Origin of the sequence: Saccharopolyspora antibiotica (assembly GCF_047200635.1) — a bacterium.
GTDB lineage: Bacteria > Actinomycetota > Actinomycetes > Mycobacteriales > Pseudonocardiaceae > Saccharopolyspora_C.
Window position 1 is genome coordinate 1 of record NZ_JBJZOI010000042.1, and the last position, 10293, is coordinate 10293.

The 10293-nt window shown below is 73.6% G+C and carries 13 protein-coding genes; 3 read left to right on the top strand and 10 right to left on the bottom strand.

The features are described from left to right. Nucleotides 1-138: 138 nt before the first annotated feature. The 10 genes from nusB to ACL03H_RS23690 all read right to left on the bottom strand — a co-directional run bounded on the left by nusB (nucleotide 139) and on the right by ACL03H_RS23690 (nucleotide 7726). Nucleotides 139-618, bottom strand: a complete 480-nt coding sequence (gene nusB, locus ACL03H_RS23645; protein WP_412813512.1) for a transcription antitermination factor NusB — start codon at nucleotides 616-618, stop codon at nucleotides 139-141. Nucleotides 619-708: 90 nt separating this feature from the next. Beyond that, nucleotides 709-1275 carry an elongation factor P gene (efp, locus tag ACL03H_RS23650; RefSeq protein ID WP_412813513.1) on the bottom strand — a complete coding sequence of 189 codons (567 nt, stop codon included), beginning with the start codon at nucleotides 1273-1275 and terminating at the stop codon, nucleotides 709-711. A 92-nt stretch (nucleotides 1276-1367) separates the two neighbouring features. Next, complete coding sequence (locus ACL03H_RS23655) at nucleotides 1368-2477, bottom strand: M24 family metallopeptidase (protein WP_412813514.1); 1110 nt, start codon at nucleotides 2475-2477, stop codon at nucleotides 1368-1370. A gap of 222 nt (nucleotides 2478-2699) precedes the next feature. Beyond that, complete coding sequence (gene aroQ / locus ACL03H_RS23660) at nucleotides 2700-3140, bottom strand: type II 3-dehydroquinate dehydratase (protein WP_412813515.1); 441 nt, start codon at nucleotides 3138-3140, stop codon at nucleotides 2700-2702. After that, nucleotides 3137-4249: a 3-dehydroquinate synthase gene (gene aroB, locus ACL03H_RS23665; protein WP_412813516.1), complete on the bottom strand. Its 1113-nt coding sequence runs from the start codon at nucleotides 4247-4249 to the stop codon at nucleotides 3137-3139. Before aroB ends, aroQ begins: the two co-directional genes overlap by 4 nt. A gap of 80 nt (nucleotides 4250-4329) precedes the next feature. After that, the gene (locus ACL03H_RS23670) at nucleotides 4330-4875 is read right to left on the bottom strand and encodes a shikimate kinase (RefSeq protein ID WP_412813517.1); all 546 of its coding nucleotides are present in this window, start codon (nucleotides 4873-4875) and stop codon (nucleotides 4330-4332) included. Beyond that, entirely contained in the window at nucleotides 4875-6080 is a 1206-nt protein-coding gene (gene aroC / locus ACL03H_RS23675) for a chorismate synthase (protein WP_412813518.1), read from the bottom strand. Before aroC ends, ACL03H_RS23670 begins: the two co-directional genes overlap by 1 nt. Before the next feature lie 54 nt (nucleotides 6081-6134). After that, the gene (locus ACL03H_RS23680) at nucleotides 6135-6752 is read right to left on the bottom strand and encodes a prepilin peptidase (protein ID WP_412813519.1); all 618 of its coding nucleotides are present in this window, start codon (nucleotides 6750-6752) and stop codon (nucleotides 6135-6137) included. Nucleotides 6753-6884: 132 nt separating this feature from the next. Next, nucleotides 6885-7340 (bottom strand): PTS sugar transporter subunit IIA, encoded by a 456-nt coding sequence (locus ACL03H_RS23685; protein WP_412813520.1) that lies wholly within the window; start codon nucleotides 7338-7340, stop codon nucleotides 6885-6887. Further along, on the bottom strand, nucleotides 7337-7726 hold the full coding sequence (locus ACL03H_RS23690; protein WP_412813521.1) for a glucose PTS transporter subunit EIIB: 390 nt from the start codon (nucleotides 7724-7726) through the stop codon (nucleotides 7337-7339). Before ACL03H_RS23690 ends, ACL03H_RS23685 begins: the two co-directional genes overlap by 4 nt. A gap of 133 nt (nucleotides 7727-7859) precedes the next feature. On the opposite strand from ACL03H_RS23690, the gene ACL03H_RS23695 reads away from it, so the two are divergent. Genes ACL03H_RS23695 through ACL03H_RS23705 form a run of 3 tightly spaced genes read left to right on the top strand, consistent with a single transcriptional unit; the run spans nucleotide 7860 to nucleotide 10288 of the window. Beyond that, nucleotides 7860-8636, top strand: a complete 777-nt coding sequence (locus ACL03H_RS23695; protein WP_412813522.1) for a GntR family transcriptional regulator — start codon at nucleotides 7860-7862, stop codon at nucleotides 8634-8636. Further along, the gene (locus ACL03H_RS23700) at nucleotides 8633-9958 is read left to right on the top strand and encodes a PTS transporter subunit EIIC (protein ID WP_412813523.1); all 1326 of its coding nucleotides are present in this window, start codon (nucleotides 8633-8635) and stop codon (nucleotides 9956-9958) included. Before ACL03H_RS23695 ends, ACL03H_RS23700 begins: the two co-directional genes overlap by 4 nt. A gap of 60 nt (nucleotides 9959-10018) precedes the next feature. Next, a complete protein-coding gene (locus ACL03H_RS23705; RefSeq protein ID WP_412813524.1) occupies nucleotides 10019-10288 on the top strand; it encodes an HPr family phosphocarrier protein in 270 nt (89 codons plus the stop codon). The last annotated feature ends 5 nt before the right edge of the window (nucleotides 10289-10293 follow it).

The following is a 10293-nucleotide window of genomic DNA, read 5'->3' on the forward strand; positions in this document are numbered from 1 at the left end:
CCCCCCCCCCCCCCCCCCCCCCCCCCCCCCCCCCCCCCCCCCCCCCCCCCCCCCCCCCCCCCCGCGGCCGTAGGTGCGCGGGGAGCGCCGGACGCTCCCCGCTCGCGGGCGGGAAGCGCGGGTCAGCTCCGCCCCGGATCAGCTCTGCGCGTCGGACTCGGCGCGTTCCCGCGCCGCGGCCTCGGCGGCCTCCAGGTTGCGGATCGAGGCGCGCAGCCGGTCGCCGATCCCGGCGATGCGACCCAGCACGCCGTTGACGAACCGCGGTGAATCGTCGGTGGACAGCGCCTTCACCAGCTCCACCGCCTCGTCGATGGCCACCGCGGGCGGCACGTCCTCGCTCCACAGCAGCTCGTAGAGGCCCAGGCGCAGGACGGCCCGGTCCACCGCGGGCATCCGGCTCAGCGTCCAGCCCTCGGCGTGCTCGACGAGCACGTCGTCGATGCGCTGCCGGTTGCCCGCCACGCCCTCGATCAACGCCACCGCGTAGTCCGTGACGGGCGCGGCCTCGGGCGCGGCGAGCCGCTCGGACAGCAACGTCACCGCGTCGAGACCGCGCAGGTCGGCCTCGTACAGCACGTCGACCGCCCGCTTGCGGGCCTTGCTCCGTGAGCCCAACTCACTTCTCTCTTTCCGCTGCGCCCCGCCCAGCGCGCACCGCGGCCCGGCCGGCGGGACCGGCGGGGCCGCGGGCGCGGCGGGCACGGTTCACTTGCTGTTGACGCGACCCAGGTAGCGGCCGTCGCGCGGGTCGACCTTGACCTTGTCGCCGGTGTTGAGGAACAGCGGCACCTGGATCTCCGCGCCGGTCTCCAGGGACGCCGGCTTGGTGCCGCCGGTCGAGCGGTCGCCCTGCACCCCGGGGTCGGTGTGCGAGACGGTCAGCTCCACCGAGGCGGGCAGCTCGACGTACAGCGGCTCGCCTTCGTGGCGGGCGATCACGACGTTGCTGTTCTCCAGCATGTAGTCCGCCGCGTCACCGATGACCGCGCGCGAGACGTTGAGCTGGTCGTAGGTGTCCTTGTCCATGAAGACGAAGTCGGTGCCGTCGTCGTAGAGGTAGGTCATCTCGCGGCGGTCCACGTTCGCCGTCTCGACCTTGACCCCCGCGTTGAAGGTCTTGTCGACGACCTTCCCGGAGAGCACGTTCTTCAGCGTGGTGCGCACGAAGGCGCCGCCCTTGCCCGGCTTGACGTGCTGGAAGTTCACGACCGACCAGAGCTGGTCGTCGATCTTGAGCACGAGTCCGTTCTTGAGGTCGTTCGTGGATGCCACGTGTCCGGTCTCTCCATGTGATGCGGGCTGCGGTTTGACAGCTGAGCCGGCTGCGGCGCCACCGGTCAACATCGGCCGCACGCGCACCGCGCTCAGACGGCGACGAGCTCCTTGGTCGTCAAGGTGAGGAGTTCCGGTGTGCTGTCGCGCACGACCAGGGTGTCCTCGATGCGGACCCCGCCACGCTCCGGCAAGTACACGCCGGGTTCGACGGTGACCACCATCCCCTCTTCGATCCTACCGGCACCCCGCTGGGACAACGCCGGTGCCTCGTGGATTTCGAGACCGACGCCGTGCCCCAGGCCGTGCGGGTAGTGCTCGCCGTGCCCCGCCTGGTCGATCACCTCGCGGGCGGCACCGTCGACTTCGCGCACGTCCGCGCCGACCCGGACCGCGTCCCGGCCCGCGGCCTGCGCGGTGCGCACCAGCTCGTAGATCTCGCGCTGCCAGTCCGCCGGATCACCCAGCACCACCGTGCGGGTCATGTCGGAGTGGTAGCCGTCGACGAGGGCGCCGAAGTCCATCTTCACCAGGTCCCCGGCGGCCAGCTCGGCACCGGTGGGCCGGTGGTGCGGAACGGCGGAGTGCGCGCCCGCGGCGACGATCGTCTCGAAGGCGGGCCCGGCGGCACCGTGCTCGCGCATCCGGGCCTCCAGCTCGCGGGCCACCTCCAGCTCGGTGCGTCCGGGGCGCAGGCCGCCGTGCTCGACGAGGTCGGCCAGCGCCCGGTCGGCCGCCGCGCAGGCCATCCGGATCGCCTCCACCTCGCTCGCGTCCTTGATCAGCCGGAGTCGTTCGACCAGGCCGGGCGCGCGGACCAGCTCGACTCCGGCGGCGACCGCGGCGAGCTCCTCGTGCCCGTCGACCGTGACGTGCCCGCTCTCGAAGCCGGTGCGCCGGTAGTGCCCGGAGCGGGCGGCGAGGTGCCCGGCGATCACGCGCTCGCTCGGCCGCTCGATGACCCGCTCCAGGTCCGGGACCTGCTTCGCGGCCTGGGTCCGGTAGCGGCCGTCGGTGCTGAACACCGTCCCGGACTCGGCTCCCGGCTCGTCGGCGGCGTGCACCACGAGCGCGGCCTGCGAGCCGGTGAACCCGGTCAGGTAGCGGATGTTGAGCAGGTCGGTCACCAGGAGGGCGTCCAGCTCCGCGTCGCGGAGCAGGGCGCGCAGGGAGCGGCGGCGGTGGGCGTGGATCTCGGGCATGGGCACCAGCTTAACGACGAGGACCGGTGCGCCCGCCCGTTCCGCGAGAAGGCGCCACCGGAGCGGCGGCGACGCCGAGCGGGACGGGCCCGCCCGACCGCACGGGCGGGCCCGTCGGAGCACGTGCGGAGGGCTCTCCCGACGCGCCAGGGGGCCCGGCGACTGCCGGTCGCGACCCGGTCCAGGAGCCGCGTCCGGCGGTCCGAGGCGCGTCGCCGCGGGTCACGCCCGCGCGGTGCCCTCCTCGGCGATCCAGCGCAGGGCCAGCGCGTAGCCGCGCACGCCGAGGCCGACGAGCACGCCGGTGGCGATGTCGGAGAGGTAGCTGTGGCCGCGGAACGGCTCCCGCTTGTGCACGTTGGAGATGTGCACCTCCAGCAGCGTCGAGGTGAGCTGGGCGCAGGCGTCGCGGACCGCGACGGAGCAGTGCGTCCACGCCGCCGCGTTGAGCACGACCGGCACCCCGGCGTCGGCGGCCTCGTGCAGCCAGCCGAGCATCTCGCCCTCGTGGTCGGTCTGCCGGACCTCCACCTCCAGGCCCAGCTCGGCCCCGGTGCGCTCGCACAGCGCCACGAGGCCCGGGTAGGTGGTGGCACCGTAGATCGAGGGCTCGCGGGAGCCGAGCCGGCCCAGGTTGGGGCCGTTGAGCACCAGCACCCTCACAGGAAGACCTCCGAGCCCGCCTGCTTGCGCTCGCCGCCGGTCACCGCCGAGTAGGCCGCCGCCACCAGCGACGGATCCGGGCCCTCCAGCCTGCCCGGCTTGGCCAGACCGTCGAGCACGACGAAGCGCAGCACTCCCGAGCGGGACTTCTTGTCCAGCTTCATCGCGTCCAGCAGCTGGCTCAGCGCGTCCGGGTCGTAGCTGGTGGGCAGGCCCACCAGCTCCAGCACCCGGCGGTGCCGGTCGGCGGTGGCGTCGTCGAGGCGGCCCGCCAGCCGGGCGAGCTCGGCCGCGAACACCAGACCCACCGAGACGGCCGCCCCGTGGCGCCAGCGGTAGCGCTCGCGGCGCTCGATGGCGTGGCCGAGGGTGTGGCCGTAGTTGAGGATCTCGCGCTGGTGGGACTCGCGGAGGTCGGCGGCGACGACATCGGCCTTGACCTGGATGGAGCGGCGCACCAGTTCGCCGAGGACCTCGCCTCGCGGGTCCAGCGCGGCCTCCGGGTCCTGCTCGATGAGCTCCAGGATCCGCGGGTCGGCGATGAAGCCGGTCTTGACGATCTCCGCGCTGCCCGCGATGAGCTCGTTGCGCGGCAGGCTCTCCAGGGTGGCCAGGTCGACCAGCACCGCGGTCGGCTCGTGGAACAGGCCGACGAGGTTCTTCCCCGCCTCGGTGTTGATGCCGGTCTTGCCGCCGACGGCCGCGTCGACCATGGCCAGCAGGGTGGTCGGCACGTGCACCACGCGCACGCCGCGCATCCAGGTGGCGGCGATGAACCCGGCCACGTCGGTCACCGCGCCGCCGCCGAACGAGACCACGACCCCGCCGCGGTCCAGGCCGATCTTGCCCAGGACCTCCCAGCAGAACCCGGCCACCGCGAGGCTCTTGCCCTCCTCGGCGTCGGGGATCTCGACCCGGTGTGCGTCAACGTCGGCGGCCGCGAGCTCCTCGCGCACCGCCTCCACGGTCGCGGTGATGCTCGGCTGGTGCAGCAGCGCCACCACCGAGGTCCCGCGCAGCAGCTCGACGAGATCCCCGAGCAGGCCGCGCCCGACCACCACGTCGTAGGGCTGTTCGGATTCGACCCTGATCCGCACCGGTTCGGACATCGTTCTCCCACTCATTCAGTCGCGACTCGGCACCCGCCTGCCGGGCCGCCGAGCGGCCCGCGGTGTTCCCCCGCGATTATTCACGCCCCGGGCGCGGGGGCGGCGCCGCCCGGACGAATCCGCGCGAGACCCTCCGCCACGAGCTCCACCAGGCGCCACGGTTCCAGCCCGTCGGTGGGCTGCTCCAGGTCGGCGGCCTCCCGGTACAGCGGCAACCGCTCGTCGAGCAGCGCCTTGAAGGTGGCGCGCGGGTTCACCCCCGCCAGCAACGGACGGGAGGACTGGGCGAGGCCGGTGCGGCGGGCTCCTTCGGCGAGCCCGACGGACAGGAACACCACCGGGTGCTCGGCGAGCAGCTGCCGGGTGCGCTCGGAGATCACCGCGCCGCCGCCGAGGGAGAGCACGCCGGAGTGCTCGGCGAGCGCGGTCGCCACCGCCCGCTCCTCCAGCTCCCGGAAGCGGGGCTCCCCGTCGGTGGTGAAGATCTCCGGGATCGGCTTGCCCGCGGCCCGCACCACGTCGTCGTCGGTGTCGCGGAACCCCACGCCGAGGTGTTCGGCGAGCAGCCTGCCGACCGTCGTCTTGCCCGAGCCGGGCGGTCCGATCACGACGGCGCGCGGGGACATCACCGCACCTGCCGCTTCTCGGCCCGTTCGGCCAGCGCGGCGAGGTAGCCCTCCACGTTGCGGCGGGTCTCCGGCAGCGAGTCGCCGCCGAACTTCTCCAGCACCGCCTCGGCGAGCACCAGCGCGACCATCGTCTCGGCGACCACGGCCGCCCGGGGGACGGCGGTGATGTCGGAGCGCTGGTGCATGGCCTGAGCCGGTTCGCCGGTGTCGGTGTCCACGGTGGCCAGCGCGCGCGGCAGGCTGGAGATCGGCTTCTTCGCGGCCCGCACCACCAGCGGTTCGCCGTTGGTGATGCCACCTTCGAGCCCGCCCGCGCGGTTGCTGCCGCGGTCGACCCAGCGGGCGCCCTCGGCGGGGTAGATCTCGTCGTGCGCGGCGCTGCCCCGGCGGGCGGCGTTGGCAAAGGCCTCGCCGATCTCCACGCCCTTGACGGCCTGGATGCTCATCAGCGCCCCGGCCAGGCGGGCGTCGAGCTTGCGGTCCCAGTGCACGTGCGAGCCGATCCCCGGCGGCAGCCCGTAGGCGATGACCTCGACGACGCCGCCGAGGGTGTCGCCGTCGGCCTTGGCGGCCTCCACCTCGGCCATCATCCGCTCGGTGGCCTCGTCGCCGAAGGCGCGGACCGGGTTCTCGTCGATCGCGGCGAGGTCCTCCGGGCCGGGCAGGGCCTCCCCGGCGACGCTGACGGAGCCGAGGCTCACGACGTGGCTGACGATCTCGACGCCGAGCAGCTGGCGCAGGAAGCGGCGCGCCACGGTGCCCGCGGCGACGCGGGCCGCGGTCTCCCGGGCGCTCGCCCGCTCCAGGACCGGGCGGGACTCCTCGAAGCCGTACTTCTGCATCCCCGGCAGGTCGGCGTGGCCGGGCCGGGGGCGGGTGAGCGGCTCGTTGCGAGCCAGGCCGGCGAGCACGTCCTCGTCGACCGGGTCGGCGGCCATCACCTGTTCCCACTTGGGCCACTCGGTGTTGCCGATGCGGACCGCGATCGGTCCGCCCTGGGTGCGGCCGTGCCGCACGCCGCCGATGATCTCCAGCTCGTCGGATTCGAAGTTCATCCGCGGGCTGCGCCCGAAACCGAGCTTGCGGCGCTCCAGTTCGGTCGCGATGTCGGTGGTGGTCACCTCCACCCCGGCGACCATGCCCTCCAGCACCGCCACCAGTGCGGGACCGTGCGATTCTCCGGCTGTCATCCAACGCAACACACCGAAATCCTGCCACGTCGCGCCGACGGGCGGCCCCGCTGGGTGCCGCAGCGCTCAGCCTCCTGCCGGGGGCGAGCCGAGTGCCGCGACCAGCCACGCGGGCAACAGCATCGCCGGGCCGTGCGGCACCGCGCGGCTGCGGGCGCAGCAGGCGTGCAGCGCGGAGAGCACCGCGGCGCTCACGAGGCAGCCGAGCACGGCGGACGGCGAGACCGCGCCCACCACGGTTCCGAGCGGGGCGGCCAGCTTCACGTCGCCCGGGCCCAGCGCCGCCGGCGCCAGCAGCCGCACCAGCGCGTACGCGCCCGCGTGCAGCACGGCCCCGAGCAGGGCGGCGCGCAGCGCCCCGGCCCCGCCCGCGAGCGCCACCAGGGCGCAGGCCAGCGGGAGCGCGGGCAGCGTGAGCGCGTCCGGGAGCCGGTGCGCCCGCAGATCGGCGACCGCCAGCAGGACCCCGGCCCAGCCGAGCAGCAGCGGCACCGGGGCCCAGTTCAGCGGGACCGCCCCGGAGGCGATCCGGGCGGCCAGCACCGCCCACAGCAGCCCCACCCCGGCCTCGCACCGGTACCCCGGCACGGGGAGGCCGACCAGCCGCGACGCCAGCAATCGCCGCCCGGCGCGTCCGGCCACCGCCCCGAGCCCGCCACCGGCGAGCGCCACCACCACGTCCACGCCGCACAGCCTGGCCCCCCGGCGGGGCGCACCCGGGGCGGACGCGCCCCGGCGAGTCGGCCGCGCGGGCGAACGCGATCCGGAGGGCCCGCCCGCCCGCGGGGACGGGTCAGCGGGCCGCTCCCCTCGCGGTCAGCCCTCGACGGTGAACAGCGGGTCCCCCGCCGTCACCTGGCCGTCCTCGCGGAGGTCGCCGAGGGCGTCGGGGGGCAGGTCCAGGGCGATCACCGGGCACACCGAGGAGTAGCCGTGCTCCTCGACCGCCGTCGGATCCCAGGACACGACCGGCTGGCCCGCCTCGACGACATCGCCCTTGGCGACGTGCAGCGCGAATCCCTCGCCCTTGAGCTGGACCGTGTCGATGCCGAGGTGCACCAGGACCGCGGTGCCGGTCGCGGCGGCGACGACGAACGCGTGCGGGTGCAGCGTGGCGATCGTCCCGGCGATCGGGGCGACCGCGTCGGCCCGGCCGGAGGCCGGTTTCACCGCCACGCCCGGCCCGACCATGGCCTGCGAGAACACCGGGTCCGGCACATCGGTCAACGACACCGCCAGCCCCGCCACGGGACTCCGGACCTCGGTGCTCACAACAGGTCCTCGATGTCCGCGGCCAGCGTGTCGGCCTCGGGGCCGACGACGACCTGCACGACCGAGCCCTGCCGCAGCACCCCGTGCGCACCGGCCGACTTCAGCGCGGGCTCGTCGACGCGCGCGTCGTCGCGGACCTCGCAGCGCAGGCGCGTGATGCACGGTTCGATCTCCACCACGTTGTCCCCGCCGCCCAGCGCGGCCAGGATCGCGGCGGCCTTGTTCTCAGCCACCCGTGCTCCCTTCGTCCTCCCGGCGGAGTGGTCCGTCCGGTTGTTGGTGCGTCGATCCGAAAGGGTCCCGCACTTGGTCGATCTTGCGTTACCGAGTGTCGAAGCGGCAACAAAAACAACCTCGTCTTGACACCCATCCGTGTGAGGCAGCATTCTTCCGCATCAACTGGTATAGACCGGACAGTACCAATGATCCTCACCCGGTGGAGCGACTTCCCGCCGAGCACCCGGATCGATCCGGCCGACACCGCGGGGCGGCCGGAAAGGCCTGATCAGGGAGGGTGACGTGGCCCAGCGCAGCGCAGCGGACACGCTGCTCGACGGCCCCACGCCCAAGCACGCCCAGCTGCGCGAAATCCTGCGCGAGATCGCCACCCGGGAATTGCGACCCGGTTCCGCGCTGCCCTCCGAACGCGATCTCACCCTGCGCTACGGGGTCTCCCGGCTCACCGTCCGCGAAGCCATCGGGCAGCTCGTCGCCGAGGGCCTGCTGGTGCGGGTGCGCGGCAAGGGGACCTTCACCGCGCTGCCGCGCGTGGACGTCCGGCTGCACCTGACCTCGTTCACCGAGGACATGCGCAGCCGCGGCCTGGAACCCGAGACCGCGGTGCTCGGCCACGCCGAGCTGCCGCCTCCGCCGGACACCGCCGAGGCCCTCGGCCTCGCCCCCGGCCAGCCCGCCTACTGGCTGACCCGGCTGCGCAAGGCCGACGGCGCACCGCTGGCGGTGGAGCGCGGCTGGTTCCACCCCGGCGCGGCGCCCGGGCTGCTCGACCTCGACCTCACCGAATCGCTGTACTCGCTGCTGGACCTGCACTACGGGATCCGGCTCGAGCACGCGATGCAGACCGTGCTCGCCGAGGGCGCGGACGCCGAGACCGCGGCGCTGCTCGGCGTGCGGCCGGGGAGCCCGCTGCTGGTGTTCCGCCGGATCTCCACCGCACGCGACGCCCCGGTCGAGGACACGCGCTCGTGGTACCGCGGCGACGCCTACCAAGTCACGATGCCCCTGCGAACCCAGGCCGGGAGCACCGGCCGCCCACCCGAGGAGGTAGCCCCATGACCGTCGGCTCAGCGAGCGGCGGCGCGAGCTCGAAGGGCTTCGCGCTGCTGCAACGGCTCGGCCGGAGCCTCATGCTGCCCATCGCAGTGCTGCCCGCCGCGGCGCTGCTGCAGCGGCTCGGCCAGGATGACCTGCTGGGCAGCGTCGGGGGGTTGCAGACCGTCGCCGGGGTGATCGGCGCCGCCGGCGGCGCCCTGTTCGACAACCTGCCGCTGCTGTTCGCCATCGGCGTCGCGATCGGCTTCGCGCGCAAGGCGGACGGCACCACCGCGCTGTCGGCGGCCGTCGGGTACCTGGTGCTCTCCGGCGTCATGTGGCAGATCACCGAGCAGGAGGACGGCACCACCTTCAACAAGGGCCCGTACGGGGTGCTCGGCGGGATCATCGCCGGTCTCGTCGCGGCCTGGTTGTGGCAGCGCTACCACCGGATCAAGCTCCCCGACTACCTCGGGTTCTTCGGCGGGCGCCGGTTCGTGCCGATCGTGACCGCGGTCGCGATGCTGGTCATCGGCACCGTGCTCGGCCTGCTGTTCCCGCTGTTCGACGCCGGGCTGACCGCGTTCAGCGACCTGGTGACCGCGAACGCCGTGATCGGCGGCGGCATCTACGGCGTGATCAACCGGCTGCTGCTGCCGTTCGGCCTGCACCACATCCCGAACAACGTGGTGTGGTTCCTGTTCGGCGACTACCAGGGCGAGAAGGGCGACATCGCCCGGTTCTTCGCGGGTGACCCCACCGCGGGCACCTTCCAGACCGGTTTCTTCCCGATCTTCATGTTCGCGCTGCCCGCCGCGGCGCTGGCGATCTGGCGCAGCGCGCCGCCCCACCAGCGCAAGGTCGTCGGTGGCGTGATGCTCTCGGTCGGGCTCACCTCGTTCCTCACCGGCATCACCGAACCGCTGGAGTTCTCGTTCATCTTCGTGGCCTGGCCGCTGCTGCTGGTCCACGCGGTGCTCACCGGGACCTCGCACGCGCTGGTGAACTTCCTGGACATCCACTCCGGCTTCGGGTTCTCCGCCGGCGCCATCGACTACGTGCTCAACTTCGGCATCTCGCAGCGGTCGCTGTGGCTGATCCCCATCGGCCTGGGCTACGCGGTGATCTACTACTTCGTGTTCCGCTTCGTCATCACGAAGTGGAACCTGCGCACCCCCGGCCGCGAGGCCGACGGCGAGACTTCCGCACTGGTCGACGAGGGCCAGGGCACCCCGGCCGCCGAGGCGGCGACGTCGCCCGGCACCGGCACGGGGACGATCTCCTCGGACGGACCGCCCGAGCGGGGGGCCGCCACCGAGGACGGCAAGGGTTCCGGCCAGTCCTGAACCCGCCCGCACCACCACCGACGGGCCACCACGAGAGGCCGCTCCAGGAAGGGGAAGTCCATGCCCGAACGACGGGTCACCGTGGCCAGCAAGGTCGGCCTGCACGCGCGTCCCGCGGCGCTGGTCGCCAAGGCCGCCGCGGCGCAGTCCGTGCAGATCACCATCCGCAAGTCCGACACCGAACCGGTGCAGGCGGGCAGCATCCTCGGGCTGATGACGCTCGGAGCCGGGCACGGTGACGAGGTGGTGCTCGCCGCCGAGGGCGACGGCGCCGACGCGGCCCTGGACCAGCTCGCGGAACTCGTCGGTTCGGACCTCGACGCCCAGTGACGCGG